This is a genomic window from Pseudocalidococcus azoricus BACA0444, from assembly GCF_031729055.1.
Taxonomy (GTDB): domain Bacteria; phylum Cyanobacteriota; class Cyanobacteriia; order Thermosynechococcales; family Thermosynechococcaceae; genus Pseudocalidococcus; species Pseudocalidococcus azoricus.
On sequence record NZ_JAVMIP010000001.1, the window covers coordinates 154,080 to 173,706 of the forward strand.

A 19,627-nucleotide genomic window follows, 5' to 3' on the forward strand; every position below is an offset into this window, starting at 1 on the left:
TCTTAGTGTGTGGTGTGCCGCGTGACAGAAAAACTATTTTTACTCCTCAGCCGTGCGTCTGGCTTCTCGGGACTTTTGGCTCTCCCAACAGTCTTGGCCTGGGGTTGGCTGACTCCAGCGTTATCGGCCCAAGAACAACCGGATATTACCCCTCTTAACTCTGCTCTTGTCGCCAATCCGCTTGAGTTTGGACAGGTTGGGGATGATCGGTCTATTCCTTCCCCAGGGATGACCCCGGCCCGGCCTGGTTCGGCAGAAACTCAATTTGAGACCCTTTTACCGACACCCCCAGACAGATTCCCCATCGCCCAGACCCCAGCCCCGCCGCCCGCCCCCACCACTACAGAACCCCCAGTCCCACCATCCCCCCCGGCTGCCTCATCCCCAGCAGTCCCAACTCCGCCGGATGCCACTCCACCTGAACCAACTACACCCCAACCGCCTGCTCCACCCCCCCCAACCACAACCCAACCTCCTGCCCCTGATGAACCGCGGGTTTTAATTGCGGAGGTGGTTGTCCAAGGGGCGAAAACGCCGGAACTTGAGCAATTAGTCTATCAAGTGATTTCAACCCGGCCGGGGGGAACAGCAACCCGGACGCAACTGCAACAGGATGCCAACGCCATCTTTAGTACGGGCTTTTTTGCCGATGTCAAAGTCGATCCCTCAGATACACCCTTGGGGGTGCGAGTCACCTTTGTAGTCCAGCCCTATCCAGTCCTACGGGGTGTGCAAGTGGCTGGCAATCAAATTCTTAAGCAGGAAAAAGTAACGGAAATCTTTGCTCCCCAAGTGGGCAAGAATATTAACCTGCGCCAAATTCAAGAAGGCATTGAGCAAATCAACAAGTTCTACCAAGATAACGGCTATATCCTTGGCCAAGTCGTGGGTACGCCGCAGGTGGATCCGGATGGGGTGGTGACGTTGCAAGTGGCGGAAGGGGTAGTCGAGAAAATTAGTCTCAAGTTCCTCAACAAAGAAGACGAACCTACCAAGCAAAATACCCAAGACTTTGTCATTCTCCGGGAACTACGCACCCAACCTGGCAGTGTTCTGAATCAAGATACGGTTCAAAAAGATCTGAAGAGCCTCTTTGACTTAAACCTGTTTGAGGATGTCAAGGTTAGCCTGGATCCTGGGGAAGATCCCCGTAAGGTGGTCATGGTCCTAAACATCAAAGAGCGAAACACAGGCAGTATTTCCGCTGGAGCTGGGTATAGTTCTGCGGCGGGTTTGTTTGGGACAATCAGTTTCCAGCAAAATAATCTTTTTGGACGTAACTATAAGTTTAATTCGGAAATCCAGGCCGGGACGCAAGGGGACATCCTCTTTGACATTGGTTTTACGGATCCTTGGATCAAAGGCGATCCCTACCGGACTTCCTACACAGCAAACATCTTTAACCGCCTGACCGTGCCCTATGTGTTTACGGGTGGGCCGACGGAAGTCACCTTAGCCAATGGAGATTGGGTGCGGATTAACCGCTTGGGGGCCAGTATCTTCTTTACCCGGCCGTTTACCACAGACCCCGATCTGATGCCCAAGGCCTGGACGGGTTCTCTGGGCTTGCAGTATCAAAATGTCTCGTCACGGGATGCCTCATTGGCCATTGTTTCCACCGATGAGCTAGGGGACTGCTTGACCTTTAGTTGTACAGGGGTAGATGACCTATTGACAGTCCAGGCGGCGATTCTCCGGGATTTGCGGGATGATCCTCTGCGGCCAACCAGTGGCTCAGTGATCCGAGTTGGCCTGGAACAATCCATTCCAGTTGGCTCCGGCAGTATTTTTATGAGTAAGTTTCGGGGCAGTTACAGCTATTTCATTCCGGTGAAATTCCTCCGTTTTGATGGCCCCCAAACCATTGCCATTAACCTCCAGGCCGGGACGGTGGTGGGGGATTTACCGCCCTATGAGTCCTTTACCTTGGGGGGTGTCAACTCGGTCCGGGGTTGGGGTGAGGGAGAATTGGGCAGTGGGCGTAGTTTTATCCAAGGGACTTTGGAGTATCGTTTCCCAATTGTCAGTATTGTTGGCGGCGCGCTCTTTGTTGATGCAGCTACAACCCTTGACTCGCAAAGTGCCGTATTTGGGATTCCAGGGGTCGTCCGCGGCAAACCAGGGGAAGGCCTGGGCTATGGGGCAGGGGTACGGGTGAATACCCCCCTCGGTAATATTCGGATTGATTTTGGCTTTAATAACCAAGGTGGGAGTGCCATCAGCTTTGGAATTGGGGAGCGTTTCTAAAACCAATGCCTGAAACTTCTTTACCGGAGATTACGTTTGCGACTCCTGCTCACGGACAAATGTTTCCAGCCCAAAAAACCCTGGCCCAGGCCATCACGATTGCGGGCGTAGGACTCCATTCCGGCCTGGAGGTTAGGGTGGAATTGCAACCCGCTGCGGTCGATCAAGGGCGACAATTCAGGCGGATAGACTTAGGGGATGGCCCCATGATTCCCGCTCAGATAAAATTTGTGAGAGCCACCCAACTTTCTACAGAATTAGCTACTGAGCAGGGTTCTGTCCGCACGATTGAGCATTTATTAGCGGCGTTGCTCATTGCTGGCGTGGATAATCTCGTTATTGCCTTGGATGGCCCAGAAGTCCCCCTCTTGGATGGCTCGGCCCAGGCCTGGTTAACGGCCCTAAGCTCAGTAGGTCTGATCCAACAAAATGCCCCTAAGGCCCAATCCTTCCTGAGTGAGCCAGTCTATGTCCAGGCCGGAGATAGTTTTGCCCTGGCGTTACCGGCCCCTGAAACCCGCCTGACCTATGGGATTGATTTTTCCGACTATGCAGCGATTGGCCAACAGTGGTTTAGCTGCCTGGTGAGGGATTTGGCCGGTGAAATTGCCCCCGCCCGTACCTTTGGCCTGGCCGAACAAGTTGCGCAACTGCAAGCAGCGGGATTGATCAAAGGTGGTAGCCTAGAAAATGCTTTGGTTTGTAGCCATTCTGGTTGGGTGAATCCTCCCTTGCGCTTTATCAATGAGCCAGTCCGTCACAAGATCTTGGACTTTTGGGGAGATTTAGCCCTGTTGGGAACACCCCCTGTCGCCCATTATGTAGCGTACAAAGCGAGTCATACCCTCCACACCCGTTTAGCCCAGACCATTGCCGCTACTCCCTCTTCTACCCCGTCCCCCTAAACCATGCCCACCTTGACCTCCCCTGCGGCCCAGGCCTCGACCCACCCCGACCCTAATCACTCGGTTTTATCGGTGATTGAAATTCAAGCCCTCCTCCCCCATCGCTACCCATTTTTATTGGTGGATCGCATCATTGACTATGTTCCAGGGTCGCGGGCTGTGGGCCTGAAAAATGTCACGGTGAATGAACCCTTCTTCCAAGGCCACTTTCCGGGGCGGCCGATCATGCCGGGGGTGTTGATTGTCGAAGCCATGGCCCAAGTGGGTGGGGTAATTCTGATGCAAATGGGGGATCTCAAGGGGAAATTATCCATGTTTGCTGGCATTGACAAGGTGAGGTTTCGCCGTCCCGTCACCCCTGGGGATCAATTAATTTTAACAGCGGAATTGATCTGCATTAAACAACAGCGATTTGGCAAAATGCAAGGGAAGGCAGAGGTGAACGGACAACTGGCCTGTGAAGGAGAGATGATGTTTTCCTTAGTGGATTGAGTATTGCCCCCTTCCCCCCTGAGCAAGTCCCCCCCCACTGCGGGAATTTAGGATACCCATGCAAACCCTGATTCACCCCACGGCTGTCATTCATCCTGATGCAGAGGTTGACCCAACTGTCCAGGTTGGCCCCTACGCGGTGATTGGCGCGGGTGTAAAAGTGGGGGCGGATACCCAAATTGGGGCCCATGTGGTCCTGGCGGGGCGGACAGAAATTGGACAACGCAATCAAATCTTTCCAGGAGCGGTGATTGGCACCATTTCCCAGGATCAAAAGTATGCCGGGGCCGACAGTGGGGTCAGGATTGGGGATGATAACTGCATTCGGGAATATGTGACGATTAACTGTGCCAATGGGCCGGGGGAAGTGACTCAAATTGGTAACGGGAATTGGCTTTTGGCCTACGTTCACATTGCCCATGACTGTGTGATTGAAGATCAAGTTGTGATTACCAATGCCAGTTCCATTGCGGGTCATGTTTGGATTGAATCGAAGGCGCGGATTGGCGGCATGGTAGGCATTCATCAATTTGTCCGGATTGGGCGGTTGGCCATGATTGGGGCGATGGCCCGGGTGGATCGGGATGTGCCGCCATTTATGTTGGCTGAAGGACATCCGGCCCGGATTCGTGCCTTAAATCAGGTGGGCTTAAGACGATCTGGCTTGGATGATCGGGAAATGGCCATCCTCAAGCAAGCCTTTCGGCGCATCTATCGCGATGACTTACCCTTAGAAAAAGCCTTAAATAGTTTAGAGACCTTAGACCCCTGTGAATCCCTCGGTCATCTGAATCGCTTTCTGAACCAGGCCCAGACCCCCGGTCGGCGCGGCTTAACTCCAGGGAATAGAAACACCCCCTCTGAGTCTCGCGATTCCACTTAAGGTCAGGCTGGGTATGACAAAAAACTTCAAGATTTTCATTAGCACTGGTGAAATTTCTGGTGATTTGCAAGGGGGTCTCTTAGTCGCAGCCCTCTTTGACCAGGCCGAAGCTCGGGGGTGGGAGTTGGAGATCACCGGCCTGGGGGGACAACGGATGGCAGCCGCTGGAGCGAAAATTATTTACGACACCCGCCGCATTAGTTCCATTGGCTTTGTGGAGGCCCTGCGCTATGTGGCTCCCACAATCAAGTTTCAGGCTCTGGCCAAAAAGCAACTCCAGAACAATCCGCCCGATTTAGTTATTTTCATTGATTACATTGCCGCCAATCTGACCTTGGGGAACTACATTCGCCAACATCTCCCAGTGCCCACCGTCTATTACATCGCCCCCCAGGAATGGATCTGGTCTCATAGCCCCAAAACAACTCAAAAGCTGATTGAGATCAGCGATCAGATGATTGCCATCTTTCCCGAAGAAGAACGCTACTACAAAAAACACGGCGCAAACATTACTTGGGTCGGGCATCCCCTCGTGGATCGGGTCAAAAATGCCCCCAATCGCGACCAGGCCCGGCAACAGTTAGGGCTTAAAGCCGATGAATTGGCCATTGTCCTGTTTCCAGTCTCCCGGTATCAAGAAATTAAGTCCCTATTGCCTCTGTTTCTAAGTGCCGTCAAAATTATTCAAGCCCAACTCCCCCAGGCCCGGTTTTGGCTTTCCCTCTCATTAGCTCAGTATCGGGCGGAAATTGCGGCCACGGTGGCAGAGTTTGGCCTGGAAATTCCGATTTTAGAGGAGCCGTTGCTGTTGATCGCCGCTGCGGATTTGACCTTGGCCAAGTCGGGAACCGTGAACCTAGAAATTGCCCTCATGAATGTCCCGCAGGTGGTGGTTTATCGGATCAATCCTTTCGGGCTGTGGCTTTATCAGACGTTCTTGAAGTTTGATCTAGACTATGTTTCCCCCCCTAACTTAATTGCCATGGAGCCAGTTGTCCCCGAACTCCTCCAGGAAAATGCCACGCCAGATAAAATTGCGGCCACGAGCTTAGATATTCTCCAAAATCCCCAAACCAAAGCGCAAATGTTAGCGGGCTATGATCGGGTCAAGCACCTGGCTGGAGAACCGGGAGCCGTCCGCCGGGCCGCCCAGTCAATTCTCAACCTCTTGGCGCAAGAAACCGCAACGGTAAATTGGTAGCCGATAGAACTCAACCCGCTTTTCTCGTTCTGTTTTCACGGGTAAAGGATTTTCCCCTAGCCAGGCCCCCTGCTCTAAATCACTACATATCTCGCCTAACCCATATCGATCTGGACAACCCACCTTAAATAGGGAATGTTCAGCAAAAGTTTCCCGCATTTGTACCGCCACCTCGAAAACATCCGATTGTAGAAAGACAAAACCACCGGGTTTGATGATTTGGGCCAAGGCGGCGACCAATTCTGGCTGAACCAGGCGGCGTTTCTGGTGGCGGCGTTTGAACCAGGGATCCGGAAACTGAATTGTGACTAAATCCACAGTGGCGGGAGCAAAAACCTGGGACAAGGAAACATTGGCATTGGCAAATAGATAGGATAAATTCCCTAACCCCCTGGCCTGGGCAATCCTATTGGCTTCATCCACCAGGACTTGGCGAATTTCCAAACCAATAAAGTTCCAGTTGGGACAAATTTCTGCCATTTCCAGGACAAATCGCCCCCGCGCACAACCAATATCTAAATGCAAGGGCTGATTTGAATTTGCAAACACGGTCTCCCAGGCCGGAGTTTCAATGGGGGTTTGAAACTGGCGACTGAGGGGATTAACGTGCTGGCGAGTGCGGACGGAGGGCATGGGGCGGGGATAAATCGGGAGAGAGCCTCTTTTCTAGGGTAGTGGGTTGAGGTCAAGTCATGGGGGGGTTGGACTGACCAGGCCGGCCTTCACTGTCATCACTTGGGCAGAACTTAACCAGGCCGGGTCAAATGCACCTAAATGGGTGGTGGTAATGATAGTTTGGAAGCGATTTTCGATAGTCCCTAGGAGTTGATTTTGACGGTGTAAATCCAGTTCGGCTAAGACATCATCCAACAGTAACAAGGGCGACTCTCCAATGACAGCCTCAATTAACTCCAATTCTGCCAGTTTTAGAGCCAAAACCAAGGTGCGCTGCTGTCCCTGGGAGCCATATTGTCGGGCCGGGCTGTCATTGATCAGTAACTCGACATCATCCCGATGGGGGCCCACTAGGGTCGTACCTTGTATCTGTTCGGTCACCGTCCGGGCTTGTATTTTTTCCATAAAGGCTTGCCAGAGGTCTTCTGGGGCCTGGGTTGCGGCCGTTACATTTGCGCCATAATTTAATGCCAGGTTTTCTCGATGATCGCTAATTTTTTCCTGCCAGGCCTGGGCCAAGGGGCCTAACCGTTCAATCAGGCGATGGCGGCGGCGCATTAACCGGACTCCGGCCGTAGCTAGTTGCTGATTCCAGAGGGGGAGTTGGCTGGCATCGGTGGCTTGGTTGAGGATTTGTTTGAGGAGGGCGTTGCGTTGGCGCAGGATTTGGTGATAAGTCTGCCAGAGATGGGCATAAATGGGTTCTAATTGGGTTAACACCCGATCTAACCAGGCCCGTCGTTCCGTTGGCCCCCCCCGCACCAGGTCTAAATCCAAGCTGGAAAATTGGACGGCATTGAGATGTCCCAAAAAGTCCAGCGATCGGGCCACCAACTCCCCATTCACCAATAAACTCCGCCGCCCACTTTGCCGGAGAATCGCGCCCAATTCTAGAGAGCCACTGGCACGCACCATCTCTGCCTGAATCAAGGCCTGGGGTTGATTGGTTTGAATTAAATCCCGATCTCGACCCGTGCGATGAGAACTTAAGCCGGCCAACCACTCCACCGCTTCTAATAGATTGGATTTACCCTGGGCGTTTTCACCAACTAGAATGATTTTGGGGGCCTGGAACTTAACCTGTTGTTCAACATAATTCCGAAAGTAGCGCAGTGAAAGATGCTGGAGATACATCCCCTCGGCCTGGCAGAAGTGGTCACACAGCAACTTTAGCGACCAATGAGAGGATGAGCAACCATGACAGCCCCTTAGGATCACCCGTGTTGCGAGAAGGTTTCCCCATGACCCAGGCCTGGAATTCTCAAACCTATGCCCAGAATGCCCGCTTTGTGTCTGATCTTGGGCTACCCGTTGTGGCCTGGTTAGGCCCAAAAGCCGGAGAAAGAGTCTTAGATCTCGGCTGTGGGGATGGGGTGTTAACTGCAAAATTACAGGCCTTGGGTTGTGAAGTAGTGGGGGTTGACTCCAGCCCTGACTTGATTGCCACAGCAAGGGCGATGGGCGTAGCAGTTCACCTTCTAGATGCCCAGGCCCTGAACTTCCAAGCCGAGTTTGATGCAGTGTTTAGTAATGCGGCTCTACACTGGATGCAAAAACCGGATCAGGTGATTGCTGGGGTTTGGCAAGCCCTAAAACCAGGGGGCAGGTTTGTTGGTGAATTTGGCGGTCATGGGAATATTGCCACAATTCAGACCGCCTTAAACAGGACTTTAGAAAAGCGGGGGGCTAATCCAGCAGCCATCAATCCCTGGTATTTTCCCACTGTTGAGGAGTATCAGGCTCGCTTAGTCGCCATAGGGTTTACAGTGAATCAAATTGTTCTGATTCCCCGGCCCACCCAGCTTCCAACTGATATGCGGGCCTGGCTGACAACCTTTGCTCAACCTTACCTAGGTCTGATTACGCCACCTGAGCGAAATACCTTTCTAGAAGAGGTCATCACAGACGTAAAACCCATCTTGTGTGATGTTTTCGGGCAATGGTCGGCTGATTATGTGAGATTGCGATTTGCCGCCAGTAAGCCCCGCCATTTGCCATAATGTCCCCTGCCACCCCTGAGCCACCCGGCCTGCCCCATGAATACTGGATGTCCCAGGCCATGACTCTTGCGACAGCGGCGGGAGAATTTGGCGAAGTTCCAGTCGGGGCTGTAATTTTAGATAGCCAGGGTCAAGTTGTCAGCACCGGGGCAAATCGCCGTCAACGGGACAATGATCCCACCGCCCATGCCGAAATCATTGCCCTCCGCCAGGCCGGCCAAATCCGCGGAACCTGGTATCTGACGGACTGTACCCTCTATGTCACCCTTGAACCCTGTCCCATGTGCACTGGGGCGATTCTCCAGGCCCGGATCAAAACCCTGATCTATGGCACAACCGATCCCAAAGCAGGCGCGATGGGAACCGTGATCAATATTCCCACCAGTCCGGCAGCCTTTCATCGCTTGGACGTTATCGGGGGGGTTCTGGGAGAAGACTGTCGAGCGCAACTCCAGGCCTGGTTTCGGGAGCATCGGCAACGGGCCAAAGAGAAATTCCCTCAGGAGTAATCTCTTGGGCTAAGGCTGCGATCGTTTTACCGGTGAGCGGATCTCGCCCCTGGGGATAAATCTCCACCAAGGGAATTAAGACAAACCCCCGCTCATGGAAATGGGGATGAGGAACGGTCAGAGTTGGACTGTTAATGATTAAATCAGCATAGAGAATTAAGTCTAAATCCAATGTCCGTGGGCCCCAATGGATCAGCCGCTGACGTTGGGCCTGAGTTTCAATAGCTTGGAGAGCAGTTAACAGGCCTGGGGCAGATAATGTTGTTTCCAGCAGCAGACAGCCATTGAGATAGTCCGGCTGTGGTGGCCCAACCGGGTGGGTTCGATACCAGCGAGAGCAGGCTATTAGGCGCACTTCAGGTAGCATGGCAATGCTCTCAACCGCCATGTTTGCCAGCCCCAGGGAATCCCCCAAATTACTCCCCAATCCCACCACGGCCATTACAGAATCCATCATAAAAAGAGAATCCCCCCGCAGGATATACTATTACCTAGGCTATTTTTAGCTCAACTCTTTTGACTGCTTTTTCTGCCTTGGCCGCCGTCCACCCTAGCTTGATCGAAATGCTGTTGTGAGTTTACAGCCCCTTTTTGCCTCAGCCTGCCCTGTAATTGGAGTCGTCCATCTCCTGCCTTTACCCACATCTCCCCGTTGGGGCGGCAGTCTTAAGGTTGTGATTGACCGAGCCGAACAGGAAGCAACGGCTTTAGCCGCCGGGGGTGTTGATGGCATTATTGTCGAAAACTTCTTTGATGCTCCCTTTACCAAAAGCCAAGTCGATCCAGCCGTTGTCAGTGGGATGACCTTAGTAATCCAGCGGCTGAAAAATCTTGTCACCGTCCCTTTGGGAATTAATGTTTTGAGAAATGATGCCCACAGTGGCCTGGCCATTGCCGCCTGTACGGGGTGTCAGTTTATCCGAGTGAATGTGCTGACAGGGGTGATGGCCACGGATCAAGGTTTAATTGAAGGTCAAGCCCATCACCTTCTGCGCTACCGGCGGGAATTGGGGCAAGATATTAAGATTTTTGCTGATGTTTTAGTCAAGCACGCCCGCCCGTTAGGAAGCCCCAATCTCACCACCGCAGTTGCCGATACGATTCAACGGGGCCTGGCCGATGGAGTGATTTTATCCGGTTGGGCCACGGGCAGCCCGCCTAGTCAAGAAGACCTAGAACTGTCCCTAGATGCAGCCAAAGGTACGCCCGTCTTCATTGGCAGTGGGGCCACCTGGGAAAATATTCCGGACTTGATCCGGTTCGCCAACGGGGTCATTGTCGCCAGTTCTCTGAAACGGCAAGGCAAAATTGAACAGCCCGTTGATCCGATTCGGGTGAGTCGGTTTGTGGCTGCCCTCCGCCACGCCTTAGCTACGGAAGAGTCCATCGAAGGGGCCAAAGAACTGCCAAAATCTGCTACTTCTTCGATGGCTCTACCCACGCCCACGCTGCCCCTCGGTTGAGTCCACAGACTATACATTAATTCATCAGGGCTTCCGTCACCGGAACAGTCCTAAAGTTTAGAGATTATCCGGCGACTACGAGGACGTAACCAGGCCCGTAAATCTGTTTCGTCATAAATTTCCCCCACCAACTCTTCCAAAATGTCCTCAAGGGTGACCAGGCCAACGGTTCCCCCATATTCATCCACAACAATGGCCAAGTGGAGTTGTTGCACCAGCATTTCCTTCAATAGATCTGCAAGACGTTTTGTTTCCGGGACAAAGACTGGGGCATCCATCGCACTGACGACAGATTGATTCCCTTGACCTTCTAAAACCTTCAGAGCTTGTTTGAGATTAATCACGCCAATAATTGTGTCTTTGCTCTCCTCTTGGACAGGAATCCGGGAATAGCCTGTTTCGAGGCAAATACTAATCAGGTCTTGGAGGCTGGCCTCTTTGGCAACGGTTTGCATTTCTGTGCGCGGCCGAACCACCTCGCGGACACTGAGTTTATCTAGGGCAAGGGTTTTATTGAGCAATTGCCGTTTTTGGAGATCAAGTTGTCCGCGTCCACCTAAGATTTCAATCATCAGTTGTAGATCCTGGAGGGATTCCCCCTGGTGGGTCGGATTAGGTTGGAGCAGGCGTAACAGGGCTTGAACCACTTTCTCCAAGATGAATATCAGCGGCCAGAGAATCACCGATAGCCAATAAATGGGGCGGACAACCACCTTAAAGATTGCCATCGCATTGGTAATCGCAAGGGATTTGGGTGTAATTTCCCCAAAAATTAAAGTTAGGAGGGTAATCACCCCGGTTGCCAGGCCAATCGAACCACTCCCCAGCCAAACAGCAAAAACGTTCCCCGTCAGAATGGCCGATACATTATTGACTAAGTTATTCCCCACAAGCAACGTGGAAACAAACCGAGTCCGATTTTCCAAGACCAAGCGGAATAGGCCCGTTGGATCCCCCTGCTCCTTGATTAAGGCCCGTAGTTTTAAGTTGTCGAGGGCTGTAATGGCCGTTTCCGAGCCAGAAAAAATTGCCGACAGGACTAGCATCAAGACTAAGACTGCTACATCAAAGCGCAAGTCACCCAAAACTGGCTCACTGGCAAACACAGGCAGTGGCGGGGATAAAACTGTAAAAACCAGACTGCTCAAGGACTTAGGATCATGCAATAAGCTAGATCACGGGGCCAGGCATTATCCAGATCATGCTGTTCCGAATCTAGCAGAATTTAGTCTAACGGATTTAGGGATCCCCTGATGATGGGGAGAATCTTAAAAGCTTCGGGCCTGGGGAGTTTGGGAGGATGCTTATTTCTTTTGCAGGCGCATCATTTCAGATTGAACACGTTGGTAGAGACCAGGATTAGCGTAAATTTGTTGGGTAATGCTGTTAAATTCCTCGGGGGTGAGGTCATATTTTTTGAGAATTTGCCTGGATTCATTGAAATATTGGCTACAGAGATGATCTAGGCGGCGGGAAGCGAGATTTTTCGGCTCGGCTAAACAGCTATTACGGGGGACTTGACCGGAAAACATTTTCTGGGCCTGGCGATAATACTTCAGGCGAATCGGTTCAATAGCTAGTACGGCCTGGGCATAACTACTGAGTTGGCTATTGCTAAGGGTTGTTGTCGGACTAGGAGCAATGACTTGGGCCTGGGCGGTCGTGGTCAACCCACTTAGGCCAAAGGTGGTCAATAACCCGAAACCGCAAGCAAAACGCTTCAGTGATCTGAACATTAGGGATGAGCCACAACGTAAGGGTAAAGTCTGCATGGATCGGGGATGCACTACCAGTTATGAAGGGTTTAGGGAAAGAGGAGTTCCCAGGCCAGGGTCTGTACCCATCCATAAACGCTTTTGCAGATGTTCTGCCCAGTTCACCGCTAGGGTGATGTCGGTAAAGGGAATCGCGTAGGGTTGCCCCACGTTGTTAGAGCTATCCTGAGGGATTAAAACTAGCTCAATCTGGTGGGCCGGGGCGGGTGGATCAGTGAGGGTAATAGGCTGGTGATCAACCCAGACTTGCACTATTTGGATTTGGCTAAGATCAATAGTCTGTAGGTTGACAGGGCCATTGCGAGTGGGGTTGCCCCAGGTTAATTGGGTTTGATTTAGGCCTAAAACGGCTCGGACATCATATTTGGCGGTCTCAAAATCCTTGGCCCAACGTTCATAGGCCTGTAACTTTTGCCATTCATGCCACCCCAGGCCAGCCAGGCCAAAGAAGACCAATAACAGCGGTAACCACAACAATCCATGTAGCATTGGGTTTGACCTCTCCCACCTTGACGGGGTTTGTTTAATCCTCTAGGGCCTGGGATTGCACCTCAACCGCAGCCACATCAATAGTTCCCGGCGGGGTTTGCCTGACAAATTGACGATCCTGCACTTCTACAGCTTCACCACAATTAGGGCAGCGGGTTTTACTATTAACGAGACTGGCAAATTCAAAACCACACACTGGGCAGGGGGCCTGGATTAAGTTTTGTTTTAACCAGAACCGCAAACCAATCACGATCAGGATTGGAGTCACGGCCAGGATCAGCAGCAGAATCACAAAGGACTTAACGAGCCAGCCCAGGCCCAACGCCCCCAAGGCCCAGACCCCCAAAATTAGGGTCAACCAAAAGCGCAAACTGGGGCTGACATACAGCGAGTTAATATTCACAAATGTTCCTCAAGGCCGCCGTATCCCCCATCATAAGGAATAGTTGTCCTGTGATCACCCTCATTGCGCTCCTGCACTCTAGTCACCCGCTCCTATGAACTATCCTCAATCCCATCTCCGGCAAATAATCGCCATTATTATTGGTGCGGCCTGGGCAGATGGCAGTCTTCAACCCACAGAAGTGAGCTATCTCCAAAAACTCTTAAGCCAATATCACCTGCAAGAAGACTCCGAATTACAGTCACTCTTAGCTGCCCCTGTACCTCTAGCCATCACGGAAGAGTTGATCGCCACCTATCTCCCCGACTCTACCGCCACCGAACGACAAAAACTCCTCGTGGATATTGGCACGCTCTTAATTGCCGATGACGTTGTTTCTCCCCAAGAGCATCAACTGTTAGACGACTACTACACTCTAATGGCAGAAATTCCCCCTCTCCCCGAACCTGGTCCCACCCTGGTGGCAACTGTCGGACAACAAGTTCGCAAAGGACTCAAAGCAATTTTAAGCAAAATCCATCCCTAAGACTCTTGGCCCTAGCTGTCCACCCAGATTAAGGTTGGTATGGCCTGACCTATGGGATAGTTAGGCGCAAATTAGGAGACGTTTAGAAAGTCCACGGTAAAAAAGCAGGATGATCATCATCAGTCCCTAGAATAGGAATTGGGGGAAATTAACCATAAATTTGTTTTTTTCGCTTTTTTATGTCCAATCCCAGTTCTACCCCAGGCCCCGCTAAACCCAACTTCCTAGAGCGTTACGCTCCCTTTGTGCTGAATCAGAAGAAAGCCGCTGATTTGGTGCAAGCCTATGGCCAGGGAAAACGTGATTTTCAAAGAATTGATCTTAGTGGGGTCAGCCTTGTGGATGTGGATTTAAGGGGCATTGACTTCAGCGGGGCAACTTTAAGCAATGCTTCCTTGACCAACGTGAACCTGGGGGGAGCAAAGCTGATTGAAGCCAATTTAGTCAATGCTCGTTTAGTCACTGTCCAACTCCGAGGTGCCAACCTGAGTCGGGCTAATCTGCGGGGGGCAATCCTCACTCAAACCACCCTTTCCCAGGCCACCCTGAAAGCCACCACTCTCCCCAATGGGCATTTGTCTCCTTAAGTGAACTCCAAACCCCTGCCAGATTTTCTATCCCAGGCCTTGCTCTCTGCCCCAGACCAACGGGTTACCTTTGCGGAATTTATGGAGCGGGTTCTCTACGATCCCACGTTTGGCTATTACAACCGCGACTCGGCCCCAATGGGAAAAACTGGGGATTACTTGACATCACCCCACCTTAGCCCGGACTTTGGCGAATTAGTGGCCGTCCAGTTGGTTCAGATGTGGCAAGCCTTAGCCCAACCCGCATTATTTACAGTTGTGGAAATGGGGGCAGGGCAAGGGGTTTTGGCGGCTGATATTTTGCGGTTTTGTCAGGCTGAGTATCCCGACTTTTACCAGGCCTTGAGCTATGTGATTATTGAACGCTCCGAGAGGCTACGGGGAACCCAAAAAAATCAACTCAGGAATTGGGCAGAGATTGATCGGGCTATTTGGCGGGATTGGGGGGAGATCCCTCTAGAGTCTGTGGTGGGCTGTTTTTTATCCAATGAATTAGTAGATGCCTTGCCTGTCCACCGGGTTTGTTGGCAACAGGGAGAACTTCAGGAAATCTATGTCCGGCTCAATGAGTCCCAAAATCAACTCACAGAAGAACTTGGCCCCCTCTCCACCCCAGGCCTGGGAGCTTATTTTGAATATCTTGGCTTGAATTTGACAACCCCACCCTATCCAGACGGGTATCGCACAGAAGTAAACTTAGCTGCCTTAGATTGGTTGACCACCGTTGCCCAGCGATTAGCCCAGGGGTTTGTCCTGACCATTGATTATGGCTATCCCGCCGCGACCTATTATCACCCGAACCGCAGTGATGGCACCTTACAAGCTTATTACCAACACCGACATCACAACAATCCCTATATCCATCTCGGACAACAGGATTTAACCGCCCATGTGGATTTCACAACCCTAGAACGCTGGGGAGAGCAACAGGGCTTAAGATCACTGATTTTGACCCATCAGGCCCCTTGGTTAATGTCCTTGGGGTTGGCTGAGCGTTTGCGGCAAAATAACCAAACCTCCCGTGACATCAATCACGCCCTCCGCCGCCGGGCTGCCTTGCAACAGTTAATTAACCCGCTGGGCCTGGGAGGATTGCGAGTCTTGTTACAAGGAAAAGGGGACAAAACCCTTCAGCCCTTGAAAATGCTCGCCCTAGCATCTGAGACCAACTTGCTCCAGAGTTGAACCTAATCGGGATTGACCTCTGGGGAAGGCTTAGGTAGTTGCTCGGCTTCTGGGCAATCCTCAGAGACCAAAGGATCGGAAAAGCCACGGGGTACAGAGGCTAACTTGCGGGTAATCGCCCCAATACTTTCTAAGCGCACCATTTCTTCCCAAGAGCAAACCTCATCCTCTTCATCTGTCTCATAGCGAAGGGTGACTAAATCTCCCTCAATTTCCACAATCTGGGCCCGATCAATCAGGCGTTGTTGGTCTCGCAGATATACCCCAATCTCCTGGCCATCTGTGTACAGTTGGTAGAGCTTACGATGCAACATAGGGCATTTCTCCTGATCGGAATCTGGTCAAAAGCAAAGCACAACCCCTAACCATTGCCTGACAGTCTAGGCCATGACCTGATCTTTGGGAAGGGGGCAATTTAATAGAAAACCAGGATAAGCACTTAGCCATTCAGTAACAGTCCCAAACTATTAGTTGATATCAAGTAATGACAAAGCCACCCCAGTAACATCCCCCCCAGGCCAAGGGGAATTAAAACAAAAAACACTTGGGCAAGGGAATAACCAGCGGCACGCATTTCCAAGCGTAAGAGTGTATCTGTCGAGCCAATTATCCCTACCAAGGCAAAAATCAGGGGAGAAACTACGGCTAAGGTAACGATTGAACTCAGATAAAACATTGTAAAAACACTACGGGGCCCAAGTTGAACCAGGCGCAACAAGTTTCCCCGGCCCCAAGTATGAAGAATATTCCCTAAGCCCAAGATCAAAATAACAATCAAAATTGAAGCCAGGCAATGCTCCCAAAAACTCCAGCCAGGATTGCCATTCGCCAAGTTTAACCCCAGGGTCAGATAGGCTAAAACCACAGCACAAAGAGCCCCCCAGGGAAATCGTCTAACTTTAGCTGAGCGACTCACTGGTTTTAGGGCAGGCATCAATAAAGGAAAAGCAGACAATTTTTGACGGATCTATAAGTCTAGGGCAATAATATTCTTATTCTAGTCGTCTTAGGGAAGCAATTATCAATAGGAGTGGGTAGATCTCTAGGCTGGGAACCAACACCATCAGCTTTGCGTCAAGTCTTTAAGTAATTTGATCAACTATTCCTTTCCTTTGCGAATAACTATGGCAACTCACCCTGTTTTCAATCGCTCCATCACCTGCCTTTCCTTTATGGCCCTGGGCGCGGCCGCTACTTTGTTCACGGGACAATTTTTGCCATCTCGCAGTGGCCTGGTGCAACCCTCTGTCGCGCAACTCTCTGCCCCAATAACCGGGACTGGTGATATTAACTTTATCGCTCAGGCAGTTGAAAAAGTTGGCCCCTCTGTGGTGCGGATTGATTCCTCTCGGACTGTCCAAGCCCGTACTCCCCGCGTTTTTAACGATCCCTTTTTCCAAGAGTTCTTTGGGGCACCTCGCCAAAATCAACCCCCAACACGGGTAGAGCGGGGCACAGGTTCTGGGTTTATCATTAGCTCCGATGGTGTGATTCTCACCAATGCTCATGTGATTGATGGCGCGGATCGGGTGACGGTCACGCTTAAGGATGGGCGCAACTATGAAGGGAAAGTCCTCGGGCAAGATACGGTTACAGATGTCGCTGTCGTAAAAATTGAAGCCGAAAACCTGCCTATCTCCCGGATTGGGGATTCGGATCAACTCCGGCCGGGGGAATGGGCCATTGCCATTGGAAATCCCTTGGGCCTGGACAATACCGTCACCGCTGGCATTATCAGTGCAACCGGACGCAGCAGTGGGGATGTGGGTGTTCCAGATAAACGGGTTGGCTTTATTCAGACGGATGCAGCCATCAATCCTGGGAACTCGGGTGGGCCACTCCTGAATCAACAGGGGGAAGTGATTGGGATGAATACCGCAATTATTGGGGGCGCGCAGGGCCTGGGATTTGCGATTCCGATTAAAACAGCCCAGCGCATTGCCAACCAGTTGATTGCTAATGGCAAGGTTGAGCATCCCTTCTTAGGCATTCGCATGGCTAGTCTCACCCCTGAAGTGCGCGATCAGATCAATAGTGCGCCCAACAGCCCTGTGCGTGTCCAGGATGATAAAGGGGTCTTGATTTTCCAAGTCATTCCCAACTCTCCCGCCGCCCGCTCTGGTCTCCAGGCCGGTGATGTGATCCAAAGTATCAATGGTCAGTCCGTCACCAAAGCAGATCAAGTTCAACAGGTGGTAGAAAATTCCTCTGTGGGTTCGACCCTAGAACTCAATGTCCGGCGGCAGGGTCAAAGCATGAGTATTGCCGTGCAACCCGCTCCCTTACCCACCCAAGCCAGTCGGCAACGGTAGGGACTATTCCAGGCACGAGGGAGGCAGTCAAGATGAACTTTTGCCAAGAATCAGCTAGTTTTGCCTCCAGCCTAGGCTGCAATCTAAGGTTACACCGCCCCTCCTTGCTGGGGATTGCCAGGTCTTATTTTGTCAAAATGCCGGCCTTTCCTCTGATGCAGCCCTAGGTCTGGGTTGGTAACACGATATTGCTCTATATTGGGGGGTCAACCTCTATTCCTTTCAATCGGAGTCATGCCATCGGCTAGGGTATTTCAATTGCGCTACCAAACTCGATTTCCCAAATTCCTGACTGCGCCCCAACGGTCTGCTTGGGTGAGATCCTTAGTCCTATGCCTGACGACCTGCCTATTCATTGCCACAACCCAGGCCAACCCAATCCAGATTTTGAATCAAGCAGGTCTGATCACAACCCACCTGATTCCTCGCCAAGGTTCAGCCCAGGATCTCCAACCATCTCCATCGCCTCCCCCTCAACCGCCAACAGCCACACCCGCGGCAAGCCCCATTAATTTGGATCAGGATCTGGTTCCGGCTGCGGCCACCTCGGATGCAGAGACCTATCATCAATCCCGTTATGACCTGTTGGCGGCGGGGGATAAGCTGTATTTATCGGGGGACATCTCCGGGGCCACTCAGCTTTATCGCCAGGCCAAAGGTAATTTTGCCAGTTCACCGCCCTTGGCAGCCCCAATTCAAAATCCTGGCCAACTCCCCCCTGCTGGTCAAGTCTATTGGCGCGAAGCCCTAGGGGGTTCAGAAGGACAACTCTACAGTGCCAAAGTTGTGCCCCTGCAACTCCTGGTCGAAACCTATCCCCAGTTCATTCCGGCCCATCTCAAACTCGCGGAATATCTAGAAGCCCAAGGGAATCCTCGCCAGGCCCTAGCCCTCTTGGAACGGGCCGCTACCCTCTACCCCGACCAGGCCGACATTACTCGGGCTTTAATTTTGGCCCACGATCAACGCAAAGAGTGGCTTGAATCGGCCCTCACCGCCCGCCAATTTCTTGTGGTTAACCCTAATCATCCCCAATCCGCAGAGTTTAGCACCCTTGCCGATGAACGAATGCAGCGATTTCGGCGCAACCTCCAAGGAAAAATTCAAGAGGGCCTGATCGCTAGTGCCATTACCGGAGCCGTGGGCATTGCGGTTACAGGTAGCCCCTTGATGTCCCTGAGTACTGTCCAAACCATGATGCTGGTCATGCAGGGAGAATCTGCCATTGGGGAAGCGGCCGTTAAGCAACTCACCCGCCAACTTAAACTCGTGGAACAGCCCGAGGTGGTCAGCTACGTCAATAATCTCGGCCAAAAGCTGGCTCGACTCGCTGGGCGTTCCGAATTTGATTATGAATTTTTCGTAGTTAATGATCCGCAACTCAATGCCTTTGCTCTGCCTGGCGGAAAAGTATTTGTCAATTCCGGAGCCATTATCAAAGCCAACTCTGAAGCCGAACTCGCCGGACTGCTTGGCCATGAGATTGCCCATGCGGTACTGTCCCACGGCTTTCAACTGGCTACCCAAGGCACGGCGGCTCTGAATGTGGCCCGTCTAATTCCGGCGGGGGGCTATGTGGCGGGGGTGACGGTGACGAGTTTTAGTCGAGATATGGAGCGTCAAGCGGATATTGTTGGTACTAGAATTTTGGCTCGCAGTGGCTATGCGGCCGATGGATTGATTAATTTCACCTATCTCCTTAACCAGGAATATCGGGGGCAAAATACGGTTGTACCTTGGTTTGCAACCCACCCGGCCACCCCAGAGCGGTTGCGGTATCTGGAAAACCTGGTTGAGCAGCAGAACTATAATCGCTATGGCTATGAGGGGGTTTATTCCCACCGCCAAGTTCAAGCCCAGCTCCAGGCCGGGTCTGATCCCGATGCCCCACCGCCAACGCCTAGCCCGGGGCCGCAACCGTCAATCTCTCCCTCCCCCAGTCCCCCGACAACCTCTTGGCTCTAAATAAAGTTCT

The 19,627-nt window shown here is 52.0% G+C and carries 22 protein-coding genes; 13 read left to right on the forward strand and 9 right to left on the reverse strand.

Annotated elements, in window-relative coordinates; translation table 11 throughout:
- The first annotated feature begins 21 nt into the window (after positions 1-21).
- From RIF25_RS00715 to lpxB, 5 genes are read left to right on the forward strand one after another with little or no spacing between them, the layout of a single operon-like run.
- On the forward strand, positions 22-2,247 hold the full coding sequence (locus tag RIF25_RS00715; protein ID WP_322876655.1) for a BamA/TamA family outer membrane protein: 2,226 nt from the start codon (positions 22-24) through the stop codon (positions 2,245-2,247).
- Between the two features lie 5 nt (positions 2,248-2,252).
- Positions 2,253-3,152, forward strand: a complete 900-nt coding sequence (lpxC, locus tag RIF25_RS00720; protein ID WP_322876656.1) for a UDP-3-O-acyl-N-acetylglucosamine deacetylase — start codon at positions 2,253-2,255, stop codon at positions 3,150-3,152.
- A 3-nt stretch (positions 3,153-3,155) separates the two neighbouring features.
- Positions 3,156-3,644 (forward strand): 3-hydroxyacyl-ACP dehydratase FabZ, encoded by a 489-nt coding sequence (gene fabZ / locus RIF25_RS00725; RefSeq protein WP_322876657.1) that lies wholly within the window; start codon positions 3,156-3,158, stop codon positions 3,642-3,644.
- 58 nt (positions 3,645-3,702) lie between these two features.
- Positions 3,703-4,527 (forward strand): acyl-ACP--UDP-N-acetylglucosamine O-acyltransferase, encoded by an 825-nt coding sequence (gene lpxA / locus RIF25_RS00730; protein ID WP_322876658.1) that lies wholly within the window; start codon positions 3,703-3,705, stop codon positions 4,525-4,527.
- 13 nt (positions 4,528-4,540) lie between these two features.
- Positions 4,541-5,728, forward strand: coding sequence for a lipid-A-disaccharide synthase (gene lpxB / locus RIF25_RS00735; RefSeq protein WP_322876659.1), 1,188 nt, complete (start codon positions 4,541-4,543; stop codon positions 5,726-5,728).
- Here lpxB and trmB read toward each other — a convergent pair.
- The gene (gene trmB, locus RIF25_RS00740; protein WP_322876660.1) at positions 5,681-6,361 is read right to left on the reverse strand and encodes a tRNA (guanosine(46)-N7)-methyltransferase TrmB; all 681 of its coding nucleotides are present in this window, start codon (positions 6,359-6,361) and stop codon (positions 5,681-5,683) included. The genes lpxB and trmB overlap by 48 nt on opposite strands.
- Before the next feature lie 57 nt (positions 6,362-6,418).
- Entirely contained in the window at positions 6,419-7,537 is a 1,119-nt protein-coding gene (gene recF, locus RIF25_RS00745; protein WP_407682281.1) for a DNA replication/repair protein RecF, read from the reverse strand.
- Between the two features lie 53 nt (positions 7,538-7,590).
- On the opposite strand from recF, the gene RIF25_RS00750 reads away from it, so the two are divergent.
- Together RIF25_RS00750 and tadA are read left to right on the forward strand one after the other, a co-directional pair.
- Complete coding sequence (locus RIF25_RS00750; protein ID WP_407682267.1) at positions 7,591-8,403, forward strand: methyltransferase domain-containing protein; 813 nt, start codon at positions 7,591-7,593, stop codon at positions 8,401-8,403.
- Entirely contained in the window at positions 8,403-8,912 is a 510-nt protein-coding gene (gene tadA / locus RIF25_RS00755; RefSeq protein WP_322876663.1) for a tRNA adenosine(34) deaminase TadA, read from the forward strand. The genes RIF25_RS00750 and tadA overlap by 1 nt, the downstream gene beginning before the upstream one ends.
- Here the strand turns inward: tadA and folK are convergent.
- On the reverse strand, positions 8,815-9,366 hold the full coding sequence (folK, locus tag RIF25_RS00760; protein WP_407682282.1) for a 2-amino-4-hydroxy-6-hydroxymethyldihydropteridine diphosphokinase: 552 nt from the start codon (positions 9,364-9,366) through the stop codon (positions 8,815-8,817). The two genes, tadA and folK, sit on opposite strands and share 98 nt — an antisense overlap.
- Before the next feature lie 118 nt (positions 9,367-9,484).
- On the opposite strand from folK, the gene btpA reads away from it, so the two are divergent.
- Complete coding sequence (btpA, locus tag RIF25_RS00765) at positions 9,485-10,375, forward strand: photosystem I biogenesis protein BtpA (protein WP_322876665.1); 891 nt, start codon at positions 9,485-9,487, stop codon at positions 10,373-10,375.
- 50 nt (positions 10,376-10,425) lie between these two features.
- On the opposite strand, the gene RIF25_RS00770 is transcribed toward btpA, so the two are convergent.
- The 4 genes from RIF25_RS00770 to RIF25_RS00785 all read right to left on the reverse strand — a co-directional run bounded on the left by RIF25_RS00770 (position 10,426) and on the right by RIF25_RS00785 (position 13,042).
- Entirely contained in the window at positions 10,426-11,514 is a 1,089-nt protein-coding gene (locus tag RIF25_RS00770; RefSeq protein ID WP_407682283.1) for a hemolysin family protein, read from the reverse strand.
- A 165-nt stretch (positions 11,515-11,679) separates the two neighbouring features.
- Positions 11,680-12,111, reverse strand: coding sequence for a DUF4168 domain-containing protein (locus RIF25_RS00775; RefSeq protein ID WP_322876667.1), 432 nt, complete (start codon positions 12,109-12,111; stop codon positions 11,680-11,682).
- A 57-nt stretch (positions 12,112-12,168) separates the two neighbouring features.
- Positions 12,169-12,639: a hypothetical protein gene (locus RIF25_RS00780; protein WP_322876668.1), complete on the reverse strand. Its 471-nt coding sequence runs from the start codon at positions 12,637-12,639 to the stop codon at positions 12,169-12,171.
- A gap of 34 nt (positions 12,640-12,673) precedes the next feature.
- The gene (locus tag RIF25_RS00785; RefSeq protein ID WP_322876669.1) at positions 12,674-13,042 is read right to left on the reverse strand and encodes a hypothetical protein; all 369 of its coding nucleotides are present in this window, start codon (positions 13,040-13,042) and stop codon (positions 12,674-12,676) included.
- A gap of 94 nt (positions 13,043-13,136) precedes the next feature.
- Between RIF25_RS00785 and RIF25_RS00790 the strand changes: the two genes are divergently transcribed.
- The 3 genes from RIF25_RS00790 (at position 13,137) to RIF25_RS00800 (ending at position 15,340) form a co-directional block, all read left to right on the forward strand.
- A complete protein-coding gene (locus tag RIF25_RS00790) occupies positions 13,137-13,568 on the forward strand; it encodes a tellurite resistance TerB family protein (protein WP_322876670.1) in 432 nt (143 codons plus the stop codon).
- Positions 13,569-13,747: 179 nt separating this feature from the next.
- Positions 13,748-14,155, forward strand: coding sequence for a pentapeptide repeat-containing protein (locus RIF25_RS00795; RefSeq protein WP_322876671.1), 408 nt, complete (start codon positions 13,748-13,750; stop codon positions 14,153-14,155).
- Positions 14,156-15,340, forward strand: a complete 1,185-nt coding sequence (locus RIF25_RS00800) for a class I SAM-dependent methyltransferase (protein WP_322876672.1) — start codon at positions 14,156-14,158, stop codon at positions 15,338-15,340.
- A 2-nt stretch (positions 15,341-15,342) separates the two neighbouring features.
- Here the strand turns inward: RIF25_RS00800 and RIF25_RS00805 are convergent, their stop codons facing one another.
- On the reverse strand, positions 15,343-15,654 hold the full coding sequence (locus tag RIF25_RS00805) for a DUF6679 family protein (protein WP_015123135.1): 312 nt from the start codon (positions 15,652-15,654) through the stop codon (positions 15,343-15,345).
- 125 nt (positions 15,655-15,779) lie between these two features.
- A complete protein-coding gene (locus tag RIF25_RS00810) occupies positions 15,780-16,256 on the reverse strand; it encodes a hypothetical protein (protein ID WP_322876673.1) in 477 nt (158 codons plus the stop codon).
- Between the two features lie 208 nt (positions 16,257-16,464).
- Between RIF25_RS00810 and RIF25_RS00815 the strand changes: the two genes are divergently transcribed.
- Both RIF25_RS00815 and RIF25_RS00820 read left to right on the forward strand, forming a co-directional pair.
- On the forward strand, positions 16,465-17,652 hold the full coding sequence (locus RIF25_RS00815) for an HhoA/HhoB/HtrA family serine endopeptidase (RefSeq protein ID WP_322876674.1): 1,188 nt from the start codon (positions 16,465-16,467) through the stop codon (positions 17,650-17,652).
- A 258-nt stretch (positions 17,653-17,910) separates the two neighbouring features.
- Positions 17,911-19,617 carry a M48 family metalloprotease gene (locus RIF25_RS00820; RefSeq protein WP_322876675.1) on the forward strand — a complete coding sequence of 569 codons (1,707 nt, stop codon included), beginning with the start codon at positions 17,911-17,913 and terminating at the stop codon, positions 19,615-19,617.
- Positions 19,618-19,627 lie beyond the last annotated feature (10 nt).

Bases quoted from the DNA above. Each gene is read 5' to 3' on its own strand.
- lpxC (WP_322876656.1), top strand. From the start codon at position 2,253: ATGCCTGAAACTTCTTTACCGGAGATTACGTTTGCGACTCCTGCTCAC.
- fabZ (WP_322876657.1), top strand. From the start codon at position 3,156: ATGCCCACCTTGACCTCCCCTGCGGCCCAGGCCTCGACCCACCCCGAC.
- lpxA (WP_322876658.1), top strand. From the start codon at position 3,703: ATGCAAACCCTGATTCACCCCACGGCTGTCATTCATCCTGATGCAGAG.
- lpxB (WP_322876659.1), top strand. From the start codon at position 4,541: ATGACAAAAAACTTCAAGATTTTCATTAGCACTGGTGAAATTTCTGGT.
- trmB (WP_322876660.1), bottom strand. From the start codon at position 6,361: ATGCCCTCCGTCCGCACTCGCCAGCACGTTAATCCCCTCAGTCGCCAG.
- recF (WP_407682281.1), bottom strand. From the start codon at position 7,537: ATGTATCTCCAGCATCTTTCACTGCGCTACTTTCGGAATTATGTTGAA.
- RIF25_RS00750 (WP_407682267.1), top strand. From the start codon at position 7,591: ATGAGCAACCATGACAGCCCCTTAGGATCACCCGTGTTGCGAGAAGGT.
- tadA (WP_322876663.1), top strand. From the start codon at position 8,403: ATGTCCCCTGCCACCCCTGAGCCACCCGGCCTGCCCCATGAATACTGG.
- folK (WP_407682282.1), bottom strand. From the start codon at position 9,366: ATGGATTCTGTAATGGCCGTGGTGGGATTGGGGAGTAATTTGGGGGAT.
- RIF25_RS00775 (WP_322876667.1), bottom strand. From the start codon at position 12,111: ATGTTCAGATCACTGAAGCGTTTTGCTTGCGGTTTCGGGTTATTGACC.
- RIF25_RS00780 (WP_322876668.1), bottom strand. From the start codon at position 12,639: ATGCTACATGGATTGTTGTGGTTACCGCTGTTATTGGTCTTCTTTGGC.
- RIF25_RS00790 (WP_322876670.1), top strand. From the start codon at position 13,137: ATGAACTATCCTCAATCCCATCTCCGGCAAATAATCGCCATTATTATT.
- RIF25_RS00795 (WP_322876671.1), top strand. From the start codon at position 13,748: ATGTCCAATCCCAGTTCTACCCCAGGCCCCGCTAAACCCAACTTCCTA.
- RIF25_RS00805 (WP_015123135.1), bottom strand. From the start codon at position 15,654: ATGTTGCATCGTAAGCTCTACCAACTGTACACAGATGGCCAGGAGATT.
- RIF25_RS00815 (WP_322876674.1), top strand. From the start codon at position 16,465: ATGGCAACTCACCCTGTTTTCAATCGCTCCATCACCTGCCTTTCCTTT.